Genomic DNA, 22011 nt, shown 5'->3' with positions numbered 1-22011 from the left:
CAAGCGCATCCGATGGACCTGAGCACCTACTTCCAGCAGCTGGCGCACTACCACGTGTGGGCCACCGAGCGGCTGCTCGGGCCGCAGCTGCGCGCGCTGCCCGAGGCGTCCCTGCGCGGCGATGCAGGGCTGTTCTTCGGCTCCATCCACGGCACGCTCAACCACCTGCTGGTGGCCGAGCGGCTGTGGCAGGCGCGGGTGATGGACGGGTGTTCGCCGCGCATCGCCCTGAACGCCGAGCTCGTGGCCGGGCGCGACGCACTGGCCGACGCGTTGCAAGAAGCGGCCCGGCGCTGGTCCACATGGCTGGCGGCCACGCCGCCGCAGCAGCTCGCCGGCACGCTCACCTACACCCGCAACAACGGCCAGGCGGTGGTCGTGCCACTGGCTGGCACCCTGGGACACGTGTTCAACCACGCCACCCACCACCGCGGCCAGATCACCGCGGCGCTCACGGCCCAGGGCCGCGAGGCGCCCGAGCTCGACTGGATCATCCTGATGCAGGAGCAGCAGGCGCGCAGCCGCGCCGAACCCCCGAGGAGCGTGCATGAAACATCTTGAACTCGGCTTCGCCGACGGCGTGGCCAGCGTCACCCTCAACCGGCCCGAAGTGCGCAACGCCTTCAACGACGAAGTCATCGCCGAGCTGGGGGCCGTGTTCCTCGAACTCGGCCACCGCCCCGAGGTGCGCGCCGTCGTGCTCGCGGCCAACGGCCCTGCCTTCTGCGCGGGCGCCGACCTGCGATGGATGGAGCGCATGGCCACCTTCAGCCGCGACGAGAACATCGACGACGCCAGTGCCCTGGCGCGCATGCTCGAGCTGGTCTGGCGCTGCCCCAAGCCCACCGTGGCACGCGTGCAGGGCGACACCTACGCCGGCGGCCTGGGTTTGGTCGCCGCCTGCGACATGGCCGTGTCGGTCGAGGGCGCCGGCTTCTGCCTGAGCGAGGTGCGCATCGGTCTCATACCGGCCACCATCAGCCCCTACGTCGTCCGTGCCATCGGCGCGCGCGCCGCGCACCGCTATTTCCTCACCGCCGAACGCTTCGACGCGGCCGAGGCGCTGCGCATCGGTCTCGTGCACGAGGTCGTCGCGCCCGATCAGCTCGACGCGCGCGTCGCCCACATCACGCGGCACCTCGTGCAGGCGGGGCCGGAGGCGGTCAAGGCCTGCAAGCAGCTGCTGCACGACGTGGTTGGTCGCGAGGTCACGCCCGCACTGGTGCAGCGCACGGTGGAGGGCATCGCCGACAGCCGCGCGGGCGCCGAAGGCCGCGAGGGCGTGCGCGCTTTCCTCGACAAGCGCAAGCCCGGCTGGCTGCAGGGCTGAAGGGAGGCGCCATGCCCACCATCCCCGGCCTGCCCGACACGCCCCCCGAGCTGCTGGCGCTGGCCGCCGCGCTCGGCTGGACCAGCGGCATCCGGCTCTATGCAGTCGTCTTCCTCACCGGCCTGGCTGGCACCACGGGGTGGATCGAACTGCCGCCGGGCCTGCAACTGCTGGAGCATCCGGTGGTGCTGGCGGGAAGCGCCACCATGCTGCTGGTCGAGTTCTTCGCCGACAAGCTGCCGCTGGTCGATACGCTCTGGGACGCGATCCACACCCTCATTCGCATCCCGGCCGGCGCCGCGCTGGCGGCGGGCGCGCTGGGCGCCGACGGCTCGACCATCATGTGGCTCGCCGCATTGATGGGGGGCGGGCTCGCGGCCACGAGCCACACCGCGAAGATGACCACGCGCGCCGCGGTGAACACCTCGCCCGAGCCGTTCACCAACGTCAGCGTCTCGCTGCTCGAGGACGGCTTCGTGATCTTCATGCTGTGGCTCTCGGCCACCTATCCGATCGCCTTCGCCGGCGTGCTCGCCGTGAGCATCGTCATGGCCGTGGCCCTGGTCATCGTGCTGTTCAAGTTCCTGCGCACGGTGATGCGCGAGGTCCCCAAACTCTTCGCGGGCCGTCGCCCGCCCGCCCAAGGAAGCCGCTAGAGCCATGTTCAAGAAGATCCTGATCGCCAACCGCGGCGAGATCGCCTGCCGGGTCGCCGCCACCGCCCGACGGCTCGCCGTGCGCACTGTCGCGGTCTATTCCGACGCCGACGCACAGGCCAAGCACGTCGATGCCTGCGACGAGGCCGTGCACATCGGCGGCAGCGCACCGCGCGAGAGTTATCTGCAATGGGACCGCATCATCGAGGCGGCCCGTGCGACCGGCGCCGAAGCCATCCACCCCGGCTACGGTTTTCTCAGCGAGAACGAGGAGTTCGCCCAGGCCTGCGCGCAGGCTGGCATCGTCTTCATCGGCCCGCCCGCCGCGGCCATCCAGGCCATGGGCCTGAAGGCCGAGTCCAAGCAGCTCATGGAACGGGCCGGCGTGCCGCTGGTGCCCGGCTACCACGGCAGCCGCCAGGAGCCCGATTTCCTGCGCGCCGAGGCCGAGCGCATCGGCTATCCGGTGCTGATCAAGGCCAGCGCCGGCGGCGGCGGCAAGGGCATGCGAGCGGTCGAGCGTGCCGCCGATTTCGACGAGGCCCTCGCCTCGTGCAAGCGCGAGGCCGCCAGCAGCTTCGGCGACGACGCCGTGCTGATCGAGAAATACGTGCAGCGCCCCCGCCACATCGAGATCCAGGTCTTCGGCGACACGCACGGCCAGTGCGTCTGGCTGTTCGAGCGCGACTGCTCGGTGCAGCGGCGCCACCAGAAAGTGCTCGAGGAGGCGCCCGCACCCGGCATGACGCCGGCGCTGCGCCGGCGCATGGGCGAGGCGGCGGTGGCGGCCGCGCGCGCCGTCGATTACGTCGGCGCCGGTACCGTGGAGTTCATCGTGGAGCAGGGCGCCGACGGCGCCATGGAGTTCTTCTTCATGGAGATGAACACCCGGCTGCAGGTGGAGCACCCGGTCACCGAGGCCGTCACCGGGCTCGACCTGGTCGAGTGGCAGCTGCGCGTCGCCGCGGGCGAGCCGCTGCCGCTCACGCAGGAGCAGCTGCGACTGGACGGCCACGCCATCGAGGCGCGCATCTGCGCCGAAAACCCCGACAACAACTTCCTGCCCGCCACCGGCACGCTGCACGTCTATCGCAAGCCTGCGGCTGCCAGCTTCGAGCGGGCATCGGTGCGCATCGACGACGGCGTGCGCGAGGGCGACGTGATCTCGCCCTTCTACGACTCGATGGTCGCGAAGCTCATCGTCCACGGCGCCACGCGCCAGGAAGCGCTGGCACGCCTGGACGATGCGCTGGCGCAGCTGCACATCGTCGGGCTGTCCACCAACGTGCAGTTCCTGCGCCACGTCGTCCGCACCGACTCGTTCGCCCAGGCGCGGCTCGACACGGCCCTCATCCAGCGCGAGCAAGCCGCGCTGTTCCACCAGCAAGCCGTCGAGCTGCCGGTGGCCGCGGCCGCGGTCGTCGCGTCCACGCTGCTGTCCGAGCGCGCGGCCGAAGGCGCCGATCCGTTCAGCCGCGCCGACGGCTGGCGCTCGCACGGACTCGCCACGCGCCGCTTCGCCTTCGAGTTCGGCGGGGAGCCGGCGCAGGCCGAGCTGGCCTACCTGCACGACGGCGCGCTGCAGCTCCAGCTGGCAGACGGGGTATCCGAGCCGCTCGCCTTCGAGGCCCTGCCCGACGGGTCCATCGACCTGCGCTATGCCGGCCGCCGCGAACGCGTGTGGGTGTATGCCCAGGGCGAGACCGACCACGTGTTCACGCGCCGCGGCGCTGCCGACATCGTCTCGCTCGACTTGCTGGCCCATGCCGGCGAGGCGCAGGCCGAGGGCGGCCGGCTGACCGCGCCCATGCCGGGCAAGGTGGTCTCCTTCGCCGTGCGCGCCGGCGACGCCGTGCGCAAGGGCCAGGCCCTGGCCGTGATGGAGGCCATGAAGATGGAGCACACCATCGCCGCGCCCGCCGACGGCACCGTGGCGGAACTGCTGTACGCACCGGGCGACCAGGTCGCCGAGGGGGCCGAGCTGCTCACCCTGACCGCCGGCTGATCCGCTGGAGGGTGTGACGCGCGACGCACAATTGCGCCATGCGAATCAGTTTCTGCTGCACCGACACGCGGGCCGAGCCCTGGCTGCTCGGGCTGCGTGCCGCCCTTGCCGGAGCCGAGGTGGCCGAATGGAGCCCCGGCGCGCCGCAGGCCGACTACGCCGTGGTCTGGGGGCCTCCCCAGCAGTTCATCGACGAGCAGCCGGCGCTGCGCGGCATCTTCAACATCGGAGCCGGGGTCGATGGCCTGCTCAGGCTGCGGCTGCCCGCCGGCGCACGCGTGGTGCGCCTCGACGACGCCGGCATGGGCGTGCAGATGGCCGAGTACGTCTGCCACGCGCTCATCCGGCACTTCCGCGAATTCGACGGCTACGAGCGCGACATGGCCGAGGGACGCTGGTCCTTTCGCAAGCCGCGCAGCCGCAGCGATTTTCCCGTCGGCATCCTCGGCATGGGCGTGCTGGGCCAGCGCGTCGCCCGCGCCGTGGCGCAGTTCGAGTTTCCGGTGCGCGGCTGGAGCCGCAGCCCGCGCCAGGTGGAGGGCGTGGACTGCTTCGCCGGACCTGCGCAGCTCGACGCCTTCCTCGCGGGCACCCGGGTGCTGGTGTGCCTGCTGCCGCTGACGCCGGCGACCGAAGGCATCCTGAACCGCGACACGCTGGCGCGCCTGCTGCCCGGGGGTTACCTGATCAATGTCGCCCGCGGCGCGCACCTGGTGGATGCCGACCTGCTCGCGCTGCTGGATACCGGCCAGCTCGCAGGCGCCACCCTGGACGTGTTCCGCACCGAGCCGCTGCCGACGGACCATCCGTTCTGGCGCGAGCCGCGCCTGACGCTCACGCCCCATACGTCGGCGCGCACGCTGCGCGACGAAAGCATCGCGCAGATCGCGCGCAAGATCGCTGCGCTGGAGCGGGGCGAACCTATCGCCGGCATCGTCGATCCCGCGCGCGGCTACTGAACGCCCGAACGCCCGAACGCCCGAACGCCCGAACCCCCGAACGCCCGAACGCCCGAACGCCAGAGGATCGAACCCATGCAACTCCCATCCCGTGTCCAGCTGGTCGAGGTCGGCCCGCGCGACGGGCTGCAAAACGAAAAGCAGCTCGTTCCTGCCGAGGTCAAGATCGACCTGGTCCACCGTCTGCAGGATGCCGGCCTGACCGAGATCGAGGTCACCAGCTTCGTCAGCCCCAAATGGGTGCCGCAGATGGCCGACGCCGCCGCCGTCATGGCTGGCATCGAGCGTCGCAAGGGCGTGCGCTACGCGGTGCTCACCCCCAACATGCAGGGCTTGGAAGGCGCACTGGCCAGCGGCGCCGACGAGATCGTGGTGTTCGGGGCGGCGAGCGAGGCCTTCAGCCGCAAGAACATCAACTGCTCCATCGCCGAGAGCATCGAGCGCTTCGCCCCGGTGGCGCAGGCCGCCCGCGCGCGCGGCATCACGGTGCGCGGGGCCATCTCCTGCACCGTGGGATGTCCGTACGAGGGCGAGATCGCGCCCGAGCGGGTCGAGCTGGTCGCGCGGCTCATGAAGGAGATCGGCGTGCAGCACGTGGGCGTGGCCGACACCATCGGCGTGGGCACGCCGCGCAAGGTGCAGCGCGCCCTCGAGGCGGCGCTGCGGCACTTCGAGCTGGACGCGGTCTCGGGCCACTACCACGACACCTACGGCCAGGCGCTGGCCAACACCCTGGCCTCGCTCGAACTCGGCATCTGGCACTTCGACACCTCCATCGCCGGCCTGGGCGGCTGCCCCTATGCCAAGGGCGCCACGGGCAACGTCGCGACGGAGGACGTGGTCTTCCTGCTGCACGGTATGGGCATCGAGACCGGCATCGACCTCGACCGGCTCGTCGATGCCGGCGCCGCCATCAGCAGCCACCTGCAGCGCCCGCCGAACTCGCGTGCGGCGACGGCGCTGCTGAACAAGCGGGCGTCATGAGCATGTGCGGCGCCGAACTCCAGTCGCTGCCCGAAGGCATGCAGCGCGTCGCCCGGCTGCTGCAGTCGCGCGGCCATCCGCACATGCCGCGCATGCTCGATGCCGCCGCGCGCACCGCGCAGCAGGCCGCCGACGCCCTGGGGGTGCACGTGGGCCAGATCGCCAAGAGCATCATCTTCCGGCGCCGCCACGACGAGGCCGCGGTGCTGGTCGTCACCTCGGGCGACCGGCGCGTGGACGAGCGCAAGGTCGAGGCGCTGGTCGGGCCCATCGGCCGTGCCGACGCCGACTTCGTCAAGAGCCGCACCGGCTTTTCCATCGGCGGAGTCGCACCGCTCGCGCACGCGCAGCCGCCCGTCACATTGATCGACCGCGAGCTGTTTCGCTTCGACGAGATATGGGCCGCCGCCGGCCACCCGCATGGCGTGTTCCTGCTGCGGCCGGCCGACCTCGAACACCTGACCGGTGCGCCGGTCGCGGACGTCGTGCAGGAGGCGCCGTGACGCCGGCCCCGCTCGCGCAGCTGCTGGCACGCGCGCAGGCCGTAGCCGCCGCCGGTGCCGGCTCCGAGGACGTGCCCTCGCCCTGCAGCTCGGTGTGCCGCATGGACCCCGCCAGCGGCTGGTGCGCAGGCTGCCTGCGCACGCTCGACGAGATCGCGTCCTGGGGCGGCATGGACGCAGCCGCCAAGCGCCGCGTCTGGCACACGATCGGCGCGCGCGCGCGCCACCTCGAAGACGCGGAGGACGCGGCGTGAAACACATCACCTTCCATCTCGACTTCGTCTCGCCGTATGCCTATCTCGCATTCGAGCAGCTGCCCCAGGCGCTGCTGGGCCTGAGCTATCGCATCGACTATCGGCCCGTCCTGTTCGGCGCGATCCTGGCGCACTACGGCCAGCTCGGCCCCGCCGAGGTGCCTGGCAAGCGCGAGTGGACCTATCGGCAGGTGCAGTGGCTCGCGCGCCAGCACGGCATTCCGCTGCACCTGCCGGCGACGCACCCGTTCAACCCGCTGCCGCTGCTGCGCCTCGCCCTTGCCTGCGGCGATGGCGGGCTCGTGAACCGCTGGGCGTGCGAAACCGTGCTGCGCCACGTCTGGCTGTCGGAGGCGGACGCCGTCGATCCGCAGCGCCTCGCGCAGCTGCGCGCCGAACTGGCGCCGCGTCGCGACTCCGGGGACGCCGAGGTCAAGGCCGAACTGCGCGCCAACACCGATGCCGCCATCGCCGCCGGGGTGTTCGGCGTGCCCGCCCTGGCCGTGGACGACAGGCTGTTCTGGGGCTTCGATGCGCTGCCGATGCTGCGCGCCTATCTCGAGGGCGATGCCTGGTTCGACACACCCGCTTGGCACGAGGCGGGACAGCGGCCCGGCGTGCAGCGCGCCCGCTGAGCGGCCGGCAGGCTGCGGCCATCGGGCTGGCTCAGGGCTGCCGCAACCACGCGTGCCGCGAGGCGTAGGCCTGCAGCGCGTCCCATGAGCCGCATTCGGCGGCCACGCGCGGCCACACGCGCTGCAGCAGTTCGCTCTCGGCGAGCACGTCGGCTTCGGCCTCGTGGCGTGCGAGGCAGGTGATGCCGAAGTGCCCGAGCCAGTCGTCCAGCGAGCGCGCACGCACGCTCGGGAAGGCGCTGGTGCAGAGGTGCGCGATGTCCAGCCAGGCGTGCGCCATGCGCCTGCCGCCCTGCGCGCGCACCTGCCGTTGCAGCAGCGTGCGGTCGAAATCGGCATGAAAGGCGAGCAGGGGGGCGCCCTGTGCGAACTGCAGGAAAGCCTGCAGTGCGTCGCGCGGCTGTGCGGCCCGGTCCTGCGCGCCGAGCCCGATGCCGTGCACCAGCACGTTCTCACGGCTTCCCGGACGCGACGGGCGCAGCCGCACCGAGAAGCTGTCGCCGGGACACAGCGCCAGGCGCCGCGTGCGCCAGTCGCAGCGCAGGCCGACCGCGGCGATGGCAAGCAGCTCGGCCCGATGCGGATCCAGCCCGGTGGCCTCCACGTCCAGGACCAGCCAGCGCGCTTCTGCGCCTTCGGGCGTCGGCGCGCGCCGGCCGGGCCAGCGCCACCAGCTCATCGCATCGTCCAGTCCAGCGCCAGCCGCTGCTGCAGCGCGCGTGCTTCGCGCAGGCTGGCCGCCAGGATGCGCCGGTCGATGTCGCTGAGGCTCGCGAGGCGCAGATGGTTGGGCCGCTCCCCGGTCGCGGCGGCCGCGTCGAGCTGCACGCGCAGGCGCAGCCCCTGCAGGAACTCGAAGGCACCGACCCAGCTCTCGTATTCGCGCGGCTGCAGCTGCAAGGCACGGCCCGACTGCAGCAGCCGCTCGCGCGTGCCCGTGGCCTGCACGCCCTGGCCGAGGGCCAGGATGCGCGCCGCATCGACGAACAGCGCGGTGCCCTGCAGCTTCAGGTCGATGCAGCCCTGCGCGTCGGCTTCGATGCGACCGGCCCAGTCGAGCGGAGGGCGGTGCGCCAGCGCGTTGGCGGCGAGCTGGTGCAGGAAGCGCGGCGTCGTGCGCACCCGGGTCGCGATCTCGTGCCCGAGCTGCGCGGCCAGGCGCTCGTCGCCCGCCAGCGGGCGCAGGTCGAAGTAGATGCTGGCCTGCAGCAGGTCGTGCGGGCTTCCATGCTCGATCCAGCGGCGAAAGCGCGTGAGCCAGTCCGACACGGTCAGGCAGCAGGCGGGCTGGCCCGCCATGATGCCGCCGCGGCACCAGTCGTAGCCGCAGGCATCGAGCGTGCGGTTGACGCCTTCGGCCCAGGCCCGTGTGCGCTCGCGCTCGGCGCCGTCGCTGTCGTCGGGCAGCACCAGCGCATTGTCCTGGTCGGAGGCGAGGGTCTGCTCGCTGCGCCCCTCGGAGCCGAGCGCGAGCCAGCACAGGCGCTCCAGGGCGATGGCGGCGCGGGCGGCGTGCAGCGTCAGCACGCGCCGCGTGAGGACGTCGTTGAGCCGGCTGGTCAGCTCGGTGATCTGGCGTGCCTGCACGCCCTGCGCGAGCAGCTGGCGGGCGAGGGCGCGGATGCCCTCGGCCGCCAGGCGCAGCGCGGCGTCGTCCTCGGCGCGCCGGATGTGGGCGCTGACCTGCTGCACGCTGGTGCGCTGCAGCGCGAACAGGTCGCGCTCGGACACCATGCCCACCAGCGTGCCCTCGCGCGTGACCGGCACGTGCCGCACGGCGTGCTCGCCCATGAGGAGCGCGGCGTCCTGCGCGGTGTCGCGCACGCCCAGGCTGTACACCGGGGAGGTCATCACGCGCCCGATCGGCGTGTCGAGATCGAAGTCCGGCGCCAGCACCACCCGCAGCAGATCGTGGCGGGTGAAGATGCCGCGCAGCGCGCCCGTGTCGTCGGTGACCAGGATCGAGCCGATCTGCCGCGCGTGCATGGTCTGCAAGGCCTCGCGCAGCGGCGTGCCCGGGGCACAGTGCACCGCACCGACGCTGGCGAGGCTGCCGAGCGGCATTTCCATGGCCTGCTGCGCCAGCGCCTGCGAAGCAAGGGTCTGGTGCAGCTCGTTGCGCGAACGCGCGAGCAGCGCCTGCATGCGCGCCTGCAGGTAGTCGGCGAAGGGCGGGCTGCGCCCGGCCACCGCCTCGACATCGTCCGCATCGAGCGCCAGCACGAACACGTCGTCCAGCGCGGTGTAGGTGCCGCGCACCGGCCGATGCGCGAGCAGCGCCGCCACCGGCATGAACTCGCCCGCCCCGAGCGCCGTCGCATCGCCGCCTCCCGGCGCCTCGTGCCGCACGGTGCCCTGACGCACCAGCAGCAGCGTCCGCGCCGCACCCTGTGCGGGCGCCAGCAGCACCTCGCCCGGCGCCGCGTAGTGCTGGCGCGCGCGGGTGAGAAACGCGTCGATCGCCTCGTCGTCCATCGTGCAGAACGGCGGCCAGGCCCGCAGCTGTGTGCGCAGGTGCGCCAGCAGGGGGGCCGAAGGCGCGAGTGCGCCCTGCGCGGCGGCCGTGGCAGCGGCGGTCAGGGGCGTTTCGGCGGGCTCTGGCATGGCGGCGGCCGCACGCTAGCACGCAACAGCGCGCTTGCCCATGGGGTGCCGGCGTGCGGGCGCATCGAGTCGGTGTTAACCCTTGCCGTGGTGCAAAACCGTCGCTGTGTAAGAAACGGGTAAGCCGCACTTTTGACAGTCCGCGCAACACCTGCGCACATGCTCACCGCACTGACCCTCGTGAAACTCGTCGCCGAGATCGCCCTCATGGCGCTGCTCGGACGTTGGGTGCTGGGCCTGCTGGCAGGGGCCAAGCGCGAGCAGAACCTGTTCTATCAAGTGCTCGACATGACGGTGCGCCCCTTCACCTGGGCCGCGCGCCGACTCACGCCGCGGGTCGTGCTCGACCGGCACGTGCCGCTGGTGGCTTTCCTCGCACTGGGTTTCGCCTGGATCGCCGTGACGATCTGGCGTATCCAGCACTGTGTCCAGATCGGAGTGCACCTGTGTCGCTGACCTTGCGCCTGCAGCTCGCCCTGCTGCGCTGGCAGGGCCGCCTGGCCCTGCTGCTCGGACGGCGCGCCCGTGCCCTCGAGCTGTTCGAGGCGCTGAGCGCAATGGTTCCGGACGACGCCCACGCGCTCGCCAGCCGCGCCCAGATCGAAGACCAGCGCGGCGACAGCGCGCGCGCCGTCGCACTGCAGCAGCAGGTGGTGCGCTGCGCGCCGGCGCATGCGCCGGGCTGGTTCAACCTCGGATTCATGCTCGAGAAAGCGGGGCGGCTCGAAGAAGCGCTCGCTGCCTTCCGGGAGGCGACCCGCCTGTCTCCCAAGCTCGACCGGGCCTGGTACGGCCAGGGCCTGGTGCTGATCCAGTTGCGCCGCTTCGACGAGGCCGTCGAGGCGCTGCGCAAGAACACCGAACTGCAACCCATGAGCCCCTACGGCTGGTACCAACTGGCCCGGGTTCATGTCGATCGGCAAGAGCCCGACGAGGCTGCGCGGATCATCCGCCACCTCCGGGGGTTCGAGCCGAGGGTGGCCGCCCAGCTCGAACGTGAGACCGGACTGCGCAGCGCGCAGTCGGCCTGACGTCCGCGCCGTGTGCCGCACCGGCGGGGCCGGGCGGATGCCGCTGAACGCCGTGACCGGCTGCAGGCCCGCCCATCCGCGGGCGGTCGCGAACCAGCCCGCCCGGGCGCACACTGAGGCAGGAGACATGCAGCTATCGGAATCGCACCGCCACTACTGGCGCAAGAACCTCAACATCACCGCCATATTGCTCGCGATCTGGTTCGTGGTGACCTTCGTCGTGAGCTACTTCGCGCGCGACCTGAGCTTCAATTTCTTCGGCTGGCCCTTCAGTTTCTGGATGGGCGCGCAGGGGGCATTGATCATCTACTGCCTGATCATCTGGTTCTACGCCCGCTACATGGCGAAGCTGGATATCGAGCACGGCGTCGCCGAGGAGGAATGACACCATGGCTGGAATCTTTGGCGCCGACGGCGCCGTGACCACTGCGGAAAGCAACCGGGCCTTCAAGTCCAACCTGAACAAGGTCTATACCTGGTACGTCGGGGGCTTCCTGATCTTCGTGCTGGTGCTCGCGGTGCTCGAATCCATGGGGCTGCCGCGCCGCTGGATCGGCTACACCTTCCTGCTGGCCACCATCGGGCTGTACGCGGGCATCGGCATCATGAGCCGCACCAGCGACGCCGCCGAGTACTACGTCGCCGGACGGCGCGTGCCGGCGGTCTACAACGGCATGGCCACGGGCGCCGACTGGATGTCCGCCGCCTCGTTCATCGGCATGGCCGGAACGCTGTACCTCACCGGCTACTCGGGTCTGGCCTTCATCATGGGCTGGACCGGCGGCTACTGCCTGGTGGCGCTCTTCCTCGCGCCCTACCTGCGCAAGTTCGGCCAGTTCACCATCCCCGACTTCCTGGGCGAGCGCTATGGCGGAAACCTGCCGCGTTTCCTGGGCATCGCGGCGGCCATCCTCTGCTCGTTCACCTACGTGGTGGCGCAGATCTACGGGGTCGGCCTGATCACCTCGCGCCTGACGGGTGTGGCTTTCGAGCTGGGCATTTTCCTCGGCCTGGGCGGCATCCTGGTGTGTTCCTTCCTGGGCGGCATGCGGGCCGTCACCTGGACGCAGGTCGCGCAGTACATCGTGCTGATCGTGGCCTACCTGATCCCGGTGGTCTGGCTGTCGGTCAAGCAGACCAGCGTGCCGGTGCCGCAAGCCATCTACGGCGTGCAGCTGCAGAAGGTGACCGAGGCCGAGAAGCGCCTGGTGGCCGATCCGAAGGAACAGGAAGTGCGCCAGATCTTCGCGCAGCGCGCCGCCGCACTGGGCGACAAGCTGAAGGATCCGGCCGCGGCCCTGAACACCGACCGCGACGCCATCACCAAGCGGGTGAACGATCTGCGCGCGAGCAATGCGCCGGCCGCCGAACTGGCCGACGCCGAGAAGGAGCTCGCCGCGCTGCCCAAGGATCCGGACGCGGCGCGGCGCTCCTGGACCGCTGCCAAGGCGGCTGCCGAGAACAAGGCCAAGCCCCTGAACGGCATGCCCCCGCACGCGCAGCAGTACTCGGGCAATCCGGACGGCGACGCCGCCGCCCAGAAGGCCTACAACGAATCGCGCCGCAACTTCCTGGCGCTGATCTTCTGCCTGATGGTGGGCACGGCGGCCCTGCCGCACATCCTGATGCGCTACTACACGACGCCCAGCGTCAAGCAGGCGCGTGAGTCGGTGACCTGGTCGCTGTTCTTCATCTTCCTGCTGTACTTCACCGCGCCCGCCCTGGCGGTGCTGGTCAAGTACGAGGTGTTCAACGTGCTGGTGGGTACGCCCTTCGACCAGTTGCCGCAGTGGATCGGGGCCTGGAACCGGGTCGATCCCTCGCTGCTGTCGGTGACCGACGTGAACAAGGACGGCATCTTCCAGCTCAACGAGATGAGCATCGGCGGCGACATCATCGTGCTGGCCACACCGGAAATCGGCGGGCTGCCCTACGTCATCTCGGGCCTGGTGGCCGCCGGCGGCCTGGCCGCTGCGCTGTCCACCGCCGACGGCCTGCTGCTGACGATCGCCAACGCGCTGTCGCACGACCTGTACTACAAGATGCTGGACCCGAACGCCTCGACGGCCCGCCGCGTGACCATCTCCAAGGTCCTGCTGCTGGTGGTGGCGCTGTGTGCCGCGTATGTGGCCGCACAGAAGCCGGCGGATATCCTGTTCCTGGTGTCCGCAGCGTTCTCGTTCGCCGCCGCCGCGTTCTTCCCGGCGCTGGTGCTGGGCATCTTCTGGAAGCGCGCCACCGGCATCGCGGCCTCGCTCGGCATGGCCTGCGGCCTGGGCGTGACCTTCTACTACATGGCCACCACGCAGCCCTGGCTGCGCGGCATATTCGGCGTGACCTCGCCGATCGAGCTGTGGTGGGGCATCCAGCCGATCTCGGCCGGCCTGTTCGGCGTGCCGGTGGGCTTCGCGGTGATCATCCTGGTGAGCCTCATCACGCCGGCGCCCAACGCCCGCATCCAGGAACTGGTGGAGCACGTGCGCTATCCCAGCCTGAAGAGCGCCTGATCGCGGCGGCGCCGTCGCTCCGGCAGGGGCTGCGGCGCGGCTGCGCAGAATTGACCGCCCGCACGCTGCGGGCGACACGCAAGGCAGACCCTCGGGTCTGCCTTTTTTCGTGCGCCCCGCATGGTGCACGCCTGCGGGTGCAAGCCCCGACCACCTCTCGATCGACTCCAGTGAATCGAGACGCGACTGCATGAGGGCCGGGGCGAGCCAAGACGCCTGCGACGCGCGGAACGAGTCGGGGCGGTCCACGAATACCGCTTGACTTCGCGGACCACTGCCGCCGCAGCGACCCGCGCGGCGCAGTCCTCCCCGCCCGGCAGGCGGACACGCGAGTCGCCTCAGTGGCCGGTGTAGCGCGGCGCCCGCTTCTCCATGAAGGCCCGGCGCACCTGCTGCGCCAGGCCGGCGTAGTCCCAGCGTTGCGGCGGCGCGGCGGGATCGGCCGAGGTCAGGTAGGTCAGGGCAGGGCGCTGCGCGTGGCTGCGGGCGACGTGTTCGAGCGCCTGCCAGACGCCGGGATAGGGCAGGTACTCTGCGTAGGTCTGCCGCTCGAGCGCCGCGAGATCGTCCGGCGAGCGGACGCATGGCGGTGCGGTCATGGACCGAGCGTACGGCGCGTGGCGGGCGGCACCGTACCGCGACCGGTGAGGGAAAACCCTCGCGCGCGAACCCCGCAGGCGGGCCCGTTGACGCAAAATCGCGTCGCATGAATAGACGATTCGGCCCGGTGCCGCGATCCGGCTGGGGCCGTGGCGTGTCCGGCGAGCGTTTCCGCGCAGGGCAGCCGCCGAGGTGGCGGTGAGCTGGTTCGCGCCGGTGCGCGCGCGGTCCTTCCTGAGCGGGCTGCGTTTGGGCCGCGCGGCGATGGTGCTGGCCGGCTGCCTGCTGCTCACCTGCATGGCTTCGCTGCTGTCGCTGCGGGCGGTCCAGGTGCGCACGTCGGCGGAGGTCGAATCGCAGGTGGACGATGCGATGGGCCAGCTCGAGAGCCGGCTCGCGGCGTACCTGGCGCTGCTGCAGGCCACGCGGTCCTTCGTGCTGGCCGAAGGTCCGAAGCTCGACCGCGACGGCTTCGCGGTGTTCGTGTCGGGCCTGCAGATCGCCACCGACTACCCCGGCATCCAGGGCATCGGATGGAGCCCGCGCGTGGGCTCGGAGGACACCAGCTTCCGCATCGAGTACCTGGAGCCGCTCGACCGGCGCAACCAGGCCGCCCTCGGCTTCAACATGCATTCGGAGCCGGTGCGCGCCGCGGCCATGGACCGTGCGCGCGACCGCGCCAGCCACGCCATGACCGGCAGCGTGGTGCTGCGCCAGGAGATCGAGCCCGTCAAGTCGGCCGGTTTTCTCATCTACACCCCGGTCTATGCCTCTGGCGAGCCGCCGGAGGCGGTCGAGCAGCGCCGGGCCCTGCTGCGCGGCTTCGTCTATGCGCCCTTCCGGTCCAACGATTTCTTCGGTCCCGCACTGGCCGAGGGGGCGCCCGAGGTGGTGCTGCGCTCGGTGCACACGACCGGCTCCGCGGGCGACGCCGACCTGCTGTACGGCGCGCCGCCCGGCGGCCGCGAGCGCGCGGTGGTCGAGCGCACCCGTGCCGTGGCGGGCCAGGAGTGGACACTGCGCTTCACGCCGGCGGCGCCGGCCTCGCCGCTGCGGCTGCTGCGCCCGTTGCTGGTGTTTTCCGTCGGCCTCGTCATCAGCGCGCTGCTGTTCGCCCTGACCAGGGCCCAGGCGCGCGAGCGCTGGCGCGCCGAAGACCGCACGCAGGCGCTGCGCCAGCAGGTCCAGTTCACCGAAACACTGGTGGGCATCGTCTCGCACGACCTGCGCAACCCGCTCAACACCATCCAGCTCAACGCTTCCATGCTGGAGCGGGCGCCGCTCGCGCCCGAGTTCGCGCGCAGCGTCCAGCGCATCCAGTCGAGCTGCGGGATGAGCACGCGCATGATCCGCGACCTGCTCGATTTCACGCAGGCGCGGCTGGCGGGCGGCATTCCCGTGGTGCGCACGCCGGGCGACATCAACGACATCGTGCAGCAGGCGATAGACGAGCTGCGGCTGGCCCATCCCCGGCGCGAGATCGCGCTGCACGTGCAGGGCGACGGCTCGGGCACCTGGGACGCCGACCGCATCGCACAGGTGGTCGCCAACCTCGTCAACAACGCGCTGGTGTACGGCGCCGCCGATGCGCCGATCACCGTGCGCCTGCACAGCAGCCGCGCCCGCGTGCGGCTGTCGGTGCACAACGAGGGCGAGCCGATCCCGCCGGCGCTGCTGGGCGAGCTGTTCGAGCCGCTGAGCCAGGGCTCGCGTGCCGGCAGCGCCGGACGGAACATCGGGCTCGGGCTCTACATCGTGCGGCAGATCGTGCAGGCGCACGGCGGCACCGTGACCTGCCGCTCCAGCGCCGAGCAGGGCACGCGCTTCGTGGTCGAGATGCTGCGCACCGACGAGGGCCAGGGCACGGTGGCGCGCAGCTGAAGCGCCCCGGCTGCACGGCCGCAGGCTCCTTGGCGCGGCGCGGCTATATCCCCAGGCACCCAAGGCCGCAAGCCTCATCCCTAGAATGTTTGCCCTCCAGCCTCCCTCCCCCTCCCGCTCCACCTCCCTATGACCCACGGTCTGATCCGCATCCGCGGCGCCCGGCAGCACAACCTCAAGAATCTCGACCTCGACCTGCGCACCGGCGAGCTCACCGTGGTGACGGGCCCCAGCGGGTCCGGCAAGTCCAGCCTGGTCTTCGACACGCTCTATGCCGAAGGGCAGCGGCGCTATGTCGAGACCTTCTCGGCCTACGCGCGGCAGTTCCTCGATCGCATGGACAAGCCTGCGGTGGACCGCATCGAGGGCGTGCCCCCGGCCATCGCCATCGACCAGACCAACCCGGTGCGTTCCTCGCGTTCGACGGTGGGGACGATGACCGAGCTGAACGACCACCTGAAGCTGCTGTTCGCGCGCGCGGCCGAGCTCTTCGACCGGCGCAGCGCGCGCCGGGTGCGCCACGACACGCCCGAGACCATCTACGCCGAGCTGATGGAGCGCACGCGCTCGGACGATCCGCGGCTGGTGCTCACCTTTCCCGTGGAACTGCCCGCGGGCACCACGCCGGAGGAGATCGAGCAGTGGCTCGCGGCCAGCGGCTTCACGCGCGTGCAGGCGCAGCGCGAGGTGGCGGCACCGACCGGGCCGCGCAAGGTGCTGGACGTGGTGGCCGACCGCTTCCGCATCCAGGGCGTGGAGAAGGCGCGCGCCATCGAGGCCATCGAGGTCGCCCTCAAGCGCGGTGCGGGGCGCCTTGCGGTCTACGTGCAGCAGGCCGGCGACGAGACGCAGGCCGAGCCGGCGCTGTGGCGCTTCTCGACGGGCCTGCACTGCCCGGACAGCGACATCCGCTATGCCGACCCGATCCCGTCGATGTTCTCCTTCAATTCGGCCGTGGGCGCCTGCGAGACATGCCGCGGTTTCGGCCGGGTGATCGGCGTCGATTGGGGCCTGGTGATTCCCAACGACAAGCTCACGCTGCGCTGCGGCGCGATCAAGCCGATCCAGACCCCCGCGTGGTCCGAGGCCCAGGACGACCTGATGCGGCACGCCGAGGCGGCCGGCATCCCGCGCGACACACCCTGGAGCAAGCTCACGCCCGCGCAGCGCGACTGGGTGCTGGACGGCACGCCCGGCTACAAGGAGGGCAACTGGAGCACGCAGTGGTACGGCATCCGCCGCTTCTTCCAGTATCTGGAGAGCAAGGCCTACAAGATGCACATCCGGGTGCTGCTGTCGAAGTACCGCAGCTACACGCCCTGCGACAGCTGCCGCGGCGCGCGCCTGAAGACCGAACCGCTGCTGTGGCGCCTGGGAAGCAAGGAAGACGCGGACGCGGTGCTGGAGCCGGCGCGCCGCTTCCTGCCGGCGGGCGTGGACTGGACGCGGGCGCAGCTCGAAGCACTCCCGGGACTGTGCCTGCATGACCTGATGCTGATGCCGATCGATCGGCTGCGCGTCTTCTTCGCCCGGCTGCAGCCGATGGCCGCCGCATCGGCGGGCGGAGCGGCCGAGGGCGAGCTGCAGGCGCTGAAGCTGCTGTTCGAGGAGATCTGCACCCGGCTGGCCTATCTCGTCGATGTCGGCATCGGCTATCTCACGCTGGACCGGCAAAGCCGCACGCTTTCGGGTGGCGAGGTCCAGCGCATCAATCTGACCACCGCGCTGGGCACCTCGCTGGTGAACACGCTGTTCGTGCTGGACGAGCCCAGCATCGGCCTGCATCCGCGCGACATCCACCGCATCACCGAGGCCATGAAACGCCTGCGGGACGCCGGCAACACGCTGGTGGTGGTCGAGCACGACCCGGCCGTGATGCTCGCGGCCGACCGCATGATCGACATGGGCCCCGGCCCGGGCGAGCGCGGCGGCCAGATCGTCTTCGACGGCGCCACCGACGCGCTGCGCCGCGCCGACACCCTGACCGGCAACTACCTCGGCGGGCGCAGGCAGGTCGGCATGGGGCTCAAGCGCGCCGTAACCGAGGCCACGCCGCGGCTGATCCTGGAAGGCGCCGCCGAGCACAACCTGAAGGACGTGACGGTCGAGTTCCCGCTGCAGCGCATGGTCTGCGTGACCGGCGTGTCCGGCTCGGGCAAGTCGAGCCTGGTGCAGGACATCCTCGCGCCGGCGCTGCTGCGCCAGTTCGGCAAGGCCACCGACACGCCGGGGCGCCACGCGCGCCTGCTCGGCGCCGACCACCTGTCCGATGTGGTGTTCGTCGATCAGTCGCCCATCGGCAAGACCGCGCGCTCCAACCCGGTGAGCTACGTCGGCGCCTGGGACTGCATCCGCGAGATCTTCGCCAACGCGCCGCTCGCGCGCCAGCGCGGCTACACGGCGTCCAAGTTCAGCTTCAACAGCGGCGACGGCCGCTGCCCCACCTGCGGCGGCTCGGGCTTCGAGCACGTCGAAATGCAGTTCCTCTCGGACGTCTACCTGCGCTGCCCCGATTGCGACGGCCGCCGCTACCGCCCCGAGATCCTGGAGGTCGCCATCGAGCGCCATGCCGTCGGTGCGCCGCGCCCGCGCGTGCTCTCGGTGGCCGACGTGCTGGACCTCACCGTGAGCGAGGCCGCCCAGCTTTTCGCAAACGACCGCGACGTCATCCGTTCGCTGCAGCCGATCATCGACGTCGGCCTCGACTACGTGAAGCTGGGCCAGCCGGTGCCCACGCTCTCGGGCGGCGAGTCGCAGCGGCTCAAGCTGGCGGGCTTCCTGGCTGAGGCGGCGGGCCGGCGCAGCAGCCAGAAGCTCGCGACGCGGGGCACGCTGTTCCTGTTTGACGAGCCCACCACCGGCCTGCACTTCGACGACATCGCCAAGCTGATGCGCGCGCTGCGCCGGCTGCTCGAGGCCGGACATTCGCTGATCGTGATCGAGCACAACCTCGACGTGATCCGCGCGTCGGACTGGGTGATCGATCTGGGGCCCGAAGGCGGCGACGCGGGCGGCCTGCTGGTGGCCGAGGGCCCGCCCGAGGAAGTGCGCAAGCACCCGGCCTCGCACACCGGGCGGGCGCTGCGCGAGTACGACGGCACGCTCGGCGTGCGCGAGCTGGCCGAGCCCATGGGCGCGCCGGCGACGCGGCCTTCGGATCTGCCGGAGCCGGGCGGCGCGATCGAGATCATCAACGCCCGCGAGCACAACCTGAAGTCGATGACGGTGCGCATTCCGCACAACCGATTCAGCGTCGTCACCGGCGTGTCCGGCTCGGGCAAGAGCACGCTCGCCTTCGACATCCTGTTCAACGAGGGCCAGCGGCGCTACCTGGAATCGCTCAACGCCTACGCCCGCAGCATCGTGCAGCCGGCCGGGCGGCCCGAGGTCGATGCGGTCTACGGCATCCCGCCCACCGTGGCGATCGAGCAGCGGCTCTCGCGCGGCGGACGCAAATCGACCGTCGGCACCACCACCGAGGTCTGGCATTTCCTGCGCCTGCTCTATGTCAAGCTGGGGGTGCAGCACTGCGTGCACGAGGGCGCCGAGGTGCGGCCGCAGACGCCGGACAGCATCGCGGCGCAGATCCTGCGTCGCTACCGCGGCCAGCACATCGGCCTGCTGGCGCCGCTGGTGGTGAACCGCAAGGGCGTCTACACCGAGCTGGCCGAATGGGCGCGCGCGCGCCGCTACAGCCATCTGCGCGTGGACGGCAACTTCCTGCCCACCACCGGCTTTCCGCGCCTGGACCGGTTCAAGGAACACACCATCGAGCTGCCGGTGTGCGACCTCGATGTGAAGCCCGAGAACGAGTCGCTGCTGCGCGACCACCTGGCCGTGGCGCTGGAGCACGGCAAGGGCGTGCTGCACGTGCTGGCGCCGCTGGACGGGCTGCGCGAAGCCATGGCCGGAGAAGGGGCGACGCACGCGCACGTCGGCGCGGTGGCGGTGTTCTCCACCCGCCGCGCCTGCCCGGTGTGCAGCACTTCCTATCCCGAGCTCGACCCGCGCCTGTTCTCCTACAACAGCAAGCACGGCTGGTGCCCGGACTGCGTGGGCACCGGCGTCAAGCTCACGCGCGATCAGCGCAAGGCGCTCGACGACACGGTGCAGGCCGAGGACAGCAAGGGGCGCGAGCAGACCTTCGGCGAGCCGGACATCGAGGGCCTCGCCGACGAGGCCTGCCCGGGCTGCCACGGCACGCGGCTGAACGGCCAGGCGCGGGCGGTGCGCTTCAACGGCGTCGGCATCGCGGACATCGCCGCGCTGTCGGTGCTGGACGTGCGCCGCTGGATCGAGACGCTGCAGGCCGAGGGCACGCTGAGCGAACGCGAACAGGGCATCGCGCGCGACCTGATCCCCGAGATCCGCAGCCGCCTCGAGTTCCTCGAGGAGGTGGGCCTCGGCTACCTCACGCTCGACCGGGGCGCGCCCACGCTCTCCGGCGGCGAGGCGCAGCGCATCCGGCTGGCCGCGCAGCTCGGCTCCAACCTGCAGGGCGTGTGCTACGTGCTGGACGAGCCGACCATCGGCCTGCACGCGCGCGACAACCAGATCCTGCTGAACGCGCTGCACAAGCTGGGCGACAAGGGCAACACCCTGGTGGTCGTCGAGCACGACGAGGACACCATCCGCCGTGCCGACCACGTGATCGACATCGGCCCCGGCGCCGGCGTGCGCGGCGGCCGGGTGGTGGCCGAGGGCAGCGTGGCCGATGTGACGGCGCAGGACACATCGGTCACGGGCCGCTACCTGCTGCACGCGATGCGCCACCCGCTCAAGCCGCGCCGCGCGGTGGCGGGCGGGGAGGGGGGCGCAGGCATGTTGCGGGTGCGCGGTGCCAGCCTGCACAACCTGCAGGCAGTGGACGCCGACCTTCCGCTTCAGCGCCTGGTGGCCGTCACCGGCGTTTCGGGTTCGGGCAAGAGCACGCTCGCGCGCGACGTGCTGCTGCACAACGTGCAGCGGGCCGTGCAGCAGCGCGCCACCAAGGCCGGGCGCGACGCCGACGACCGCGGCAAGCACCCGGCGTGGAGCGGTTGCACGGCGGTGGGCGGCTACCAGGGCCTCGACAGGGTGCTGGAAGTCGATCAGACGCCGATCGGCAAGACGCCGCGCTCCTGCCCGGCCACCTACATCGGCTTCTGGGACACCATCCGCAAGCTGTTCGCGGACACGCTCGAAGCCAAGGCCCGCGGTTATGGGCCGGGCCGCTTCTCGTTCAACACCGGCGAGGGCCGCTGCCCCGGCTGCGAGGGGCAGGGCGTGCGCACCATCGGCATGAGCTTCCTGCCCGACGTGAAGGTGCCCTGCGAGTCGTGCCACGGCGCGCGCTTCAATCCGGAGACGCTGGCGGTCACCTGGCGCGGCAAGAGCATTGGCGACGTGCTGCGCATGGAAGTGGACGAGGCGGTCGAGTTCTTCGCCTCGATGCCGGTGATTGCGCATCCGCTGCAGCTGCTCAAGGACGTGGGGCTGGGCTACCTCACGCTCGGCCAGCCCTCGCCGACGCTCTCGGGCGGCGAGGCCCAGCGCATCAAGCTCGTGACCGAACTGGCCAAGGTGCGCGACGACATCACCCGGCGCGGGCAGAAGGCGCCGCACACGTTGTACGTGCTGGACGAGCCGACGGTGGGCCTGCACATGGCCGACGTGGAAAAGCTGATCCGCGTGCTGCACCGCCTGGTGGACGGCGGCCACAGCGTGGTCGTGATCGAGCACGACCTCGACGTGATCGCCGAGGCCGACTGGATCATCGACCTCGGTCCCGAGGGCGGCAGCGCCGGCGGCCGCGTGGTGGCCAGCGCCGCGCCGGAAGACGTGGTGCGGGCGGGCACCCACACCGGCGCCGCGCTGGCGCCGGTGCTGGCGCGCGGCGCCGCGAGCGCGCCCATGCCTCAGCAGGCTGCGGTGGCAGCGAGCGTAGCTGCGGCTGAGGTTCATCCGCAGGAGGTCGCGATCGACGAGACCCGCAGGTGACAGGAATGGGGCTTCCCCTCTTGCCGGGGGCGCCTGCGCCGACTTGAATGCGGCTTTCGCATAGCACCCCTCAGGAGAAAACA

The 22011-nt window shown here is 71.1% G+C and carries 18 protein-coding genes; 15 read left to right on the top strand and 3 right to left on the bottom strand.

What is annotated here, in order from left to right:
- Nucleotides 1-12: 12 nt before the first annotated feature.
- The 9 genes from WG922_RS01730 (at nucleotide 13) to WG922_RS01690 (ending at nucleotide 7326) form a co-directional block, all read left to right on the top strand.
- Nucleotides 13-561, top strand: a complete 549-nt coding sequence (locus WG922_RS01730; protein ID WP_340280187.1) for a DinB family protein — start codon at nucleotides 13-15, stop codon at nucleotides 559-561.
- Entirely contained in the window at nucleotides 548-1330 is a 783-nt protein-coding gene (locus tag WG922_RS01725) for an enoyl-CoA hydratase/isomerase family protein (RefSeq protein WP_340280186.1), read from the top strand. The genes WG922_RS01730 and WG922_RS01725 overlap by 14 nt, the downstream gene beginning before the upstream one ends.
- 11 nt (nucleotides 1331-1341) lie before the next feature.
- On the top strand, nucleotides 1342-1986 hold the full coding sequence (locus WG922_RS01720) for a DUF4126 domain-containing protein (RefSeq protein ID WP_340280185.1): 645 nt from the start codon (nucleotides 1342-1344) through the stop codon (nucleotides 1984-1986).
- Between the two features lie 4 nt (nucleotides 1987-1990).
- Complete coding sequence (locus WG922_RS01715) at nucleotides 1991-3991, top strand: acetyl/propionyl/methylcrotonyl-CoA carboxylase subunit alpha (RefSeq protein WP_340280184.1); 2001 nt, start codon at nucleotides 1991-1993, stop codon at nucleotides 3989-3991.
- A gap of 38 nt (nucleotides 3992-4029) precedes the next feature.
- Nucleotides 4030-4950, top strand: a complete 921-nt coding sequence (locus WG922_RS01710) for a 2-hydroxyacid dehydrogenase (RefSeq protein WP_340280183.1) — start codon at nucleotides 4030-4032, stop codon at nucleotides 4948-4950.
- 75 nt (nucleotides 4951-5025) lie between these two features.
- On the top strand, nucleotides 5026-5934 hold the full coding sequence (locus WG922_RS01705) for a hydroxymethylglutaryl-CoA lyase (RefSeq protein ID WP_340280181.1): 909 nt from the start codon (nucleotides 5026-5028) through the stop codon (nucleotides 5932-5934).
- A 2-nt stretch (nucleotides 5935-5936) separates the two neighbouring features.
- On the top strand, nucleotides 5937-6437 hold the full coding sequence (locus tag WG922_RS01700) for a YbaK/EbsC family protein (RefSeq protein ID WP_340280485.1): 501 nt from the start codon (nucleotides 5937-5939) through the stop codon (nucleotides 6435-6437).
- Nucleotides 6434-6691: a DUF1289 domain-containing protein gene (locus WG922_RS01695; protein ID WP_445322777.1), complete on the top strand. Its 258-nt coding sequence runs from the start codon at nucleotides 6434-6436 to the stop codon at nucleotides 6689-6691. Before WG922_RS01700 ends, WG922_RS01695 begins: the two co-directional genes overlap by 4 nt.
- Nucleotides 6688-7326, top strand: coding sequence for a 2-hydroxychromene-2-carboxylate isomerase (locus WG922_RS01690; RefSeq protein ID WP_340280180.1), 639 nt, complete (start codon nucleotides 6688-6690; stop codon nucleotides 7324-7326). Before WG922_RS01695 ends, WG922_RS01690 begins: the two co-directional genes overlap by 4 nt.
- A gap of 31 nt (nucleotides 7327-7357) precedes the next feature.
- On the opposite strand, the gene WG922_RS01685 is transcribed toward WG922_RS01690, so the two are convergent.
- Both WG922_RS01685 and WG922_RS01680 read right to left on the bottom strand, forming a co-directional pair.
- Nucleotides 7358-8005, bottom strand: a complete 648-nt coding sequence (locus tag WG922_RS01685) for a 3'-5' exonuclease (RefSeq protein ID WP_340280178.1) — start codon at nucleotides 8003-8005, stop codon at nucleotides 7358-7360.
- Entirely contained in the window at nucleotides 8002-9930 is a 1929-nt protein-coding gene (locus tag WG922_RS01680; protein WP_340280177.1) for a DUF294 nucleotidyltransferase-like domain-containing protein, read from the bottom strand. The genes WG922_RS01685 and WG922_RS01680 overlap by 4 nt, the downstream gene beginning before the upstream one ends.
- 180 nt (nucleotides 9931-10110) lie before the next feature.
- Here WG922_RS01680 and WG922_RS01675 point away from each other — a divergent pair, with 180 nt between their 5' ends.
- From WG922_RS01675 to WG922_RS01660, 4 genes are all read left to right on the top strand, one after another.
- Nucleotides 10111-10386, top strand: a complete 276-nt coding sequence (locus WG922_RS01675) for a hypothetical protein (protein ID WP_340280176.1) — start codon at nucleotides 10111-10113, stop codon at nucleotides 10384-10386.
- On the top strand, nucleotides 10377-10961 hold the full coding sequence (locus tag WG922_RS01670; protein ID WP_340280175.1) for a tetratricopeptide repeat protein: 585 nt from the start codon (nucleotides 10377-10379) through the stop codon (nucleotides 10959-10961). Before WG922_RS01675 ends, WG922_RS01670 begins: the two co-directional genes overlap by 10 nt.
- Nucleotides 10962-11088: 127 nt before the next feature.
- Nucleotides 11089-11346 carry a DUF4212 domain-containing protein gene (locus WG922_RS01665; RefSeq protein WP_340280173.1) on the top strand — a complete coding sequence of 86 codons (258 nt, stop codon included), beginning with the start codon at nucleotides 11089-11091 and terminating at the stop codon, nucleotides 11344-11346.
- A 4-nt stretch (nucleotides 11347-11350) separates the two neighbouring features.
- A complete protein-coding gene (locus WG922_RS01660) occupies nucleotides 11351-13468 on the top strand; it encodes a sodium:solute symporter family protein (RefSeq protein ID WP_340280171.1) in 2118 nt (705 codons plus the stop codon).
- A gap of 338 nt (nucleotides 13469-13806) precedes the next feature.
- On the opposite strand, the gene WG922_RS01655 is transcribed toward WG922_RS01660, so the two are convergent.
- Nucleotides 13807-14067, bottom strand: a complete 261-nt coding sequence (locus tag WG922_RS01655) for a hypothetical protein (protein WP_340280170.1) — start codon at nucleotides 14065-14067, stop codon at nucleotides 13807-13809.
- Nucleotides 14068-14266: 199 nt separating this feature from the next.
- Between WG922_RS01655 and WG922_RS01650 the strand changes: the two genes are divergently transcribed.
- Together WG922_RS01650 and uvrA are read left to right on the top strand one after the other, a co-directional pair.
- Nucleotides 14267-15949, top strand: coding sequence for a CHASE domain-containing protein (locus WG922_RS01650; protein ID WP_340280169.1), 1683 nt, complete (start codon nucleotides 14267-14269; stop codon nucleotides 15947-15949).
- A gap of 129 nt (nucleotides 15950-16078) precedes the next feature.
- Nucleotides 16079-21928, top strand: a complete 5850-nt coding sequence (uvrA, locus tag WG922_RS01645) for an excinuclease ABC subunit UvrA (protein ID WP_340280167.1) — start codon at nucleotides 16079-16081, stop codon at nucleotides 21926-21928.
- Nucleotides 21929-22011: the final 83 nt, after the last annotated feature.

This window comes from Ramlibacter sp. AN1015 (genome assembly GCF_037726105.1).
Lineage (GTDB): Bacteria > Pseudomonadota > Gammaproteobacteria > Burkholderiales > Burkholderiaceae_C > Ramlibacter.
The sequence above is the reverse complement of the archived record's forward strand: the minus strand, read 5'-3'. Positions and strand labels throughout refer to the sequence as shown.

What these genes read in the sequence shown, in the direction of transcription:
- WG922_RS01730 (WP_340280187.1), top strand. Translation starts at nt 13, where the DNA reads ATGGACCTGAGCACCTACTTCCAGCAGCTGGCGCACTACCACGTGTGG.
- WG922_RS01725 (WP_340280186.1), top strand. Translation starts at nt 548, where the DNA reads ATGAAACATCTTGAACTCGGCTTCGCCGACGGCGTGGCCAGCGTCACC.
- WG922_RS01720 (WP_340280185.1), top strand. Translation starts at nt 1,342, where the DNA reads ATGCCCACCATCCCCGGCCTGCCCGACACGCCCCCCGAGCTGCTGGCG.
- WG922_RS01715 (WP_340280184.1), top strand. Translation starts at nt 1,991, where the DNA reads ATGTTCAAGAAGATCCTGATCGCCAACCGCGGCGAGATCGCCTGCCGG.
- WG922_RS01710 (WP_340280183.1), top strand. Translation starts at nt 4,030, where the DNA reads ATGCGAATCAGTTTCTGCTGCACCGACACGCGGGCCGAGCCCTGGCTG.
- WG922_RS01705 (WP_340280181.1), top strand. Translation starts at nt 5,026, where the DNA reads ATGCAACTCCCATCCCGTGTCCAGCTGGTCGAGGTCGGCCCGCGCGAC.
- WG922_RS01700 (WP_340280485.1), top strand. Translation starts at nt 5,937, where the DNA reads ATGTGCGGCGCCGAACTCCAGTCGCTGCCCGAAGGCATGCAGCGCGTC.
- WG922_RS01685 (WP_340280178.1), bottom strand. Translation starts at nt 8,005, where the DNA reads ATGAGCTGGTGGCGCTGGCCCGGCCGGCGCGCGCCGACGCCCGAAGGC.
- WG922_RS01680 (WP_340280177.1), bottom strand. Translation starts at nt 9,930, where the DNA reads ATGCCAGAGCCCGCCGAAACGCCCCTGACCGCCGCTGCCACGGCCGCC.
- WG922_RS01665 (WP_340280173.1), top strand. Translation starts at nt 11,089, where the DNA reads ATGCAGCTATCGGAATCGCACCGCCACTACTGGCGCAAGAACCTCAAC.
- WG922_RS01660 (WP_340280171.1), top strand. Translation starts at nt 11,351, where the DNA reads ATGGCTGGAATCTTTGGCGCCGACGGCGCCGTGACCACTGCGGAAAGC.
- WG922_RS01655 (WP_340280170.1), bottom strand. Translation starts at nt 14,067, where the DNA reads ATGACCGCACCGCCATGCGTCCGCTCGCCGGACGATCTCGCGGCGCTC.
- uvrA (WP_340280167.1), top strand. Translation starts at nt 16,079, where the DNA reads ATGACCCACGGTCTGATCCGCATCCGCGGCGCCCGGCAGCACAACCTC.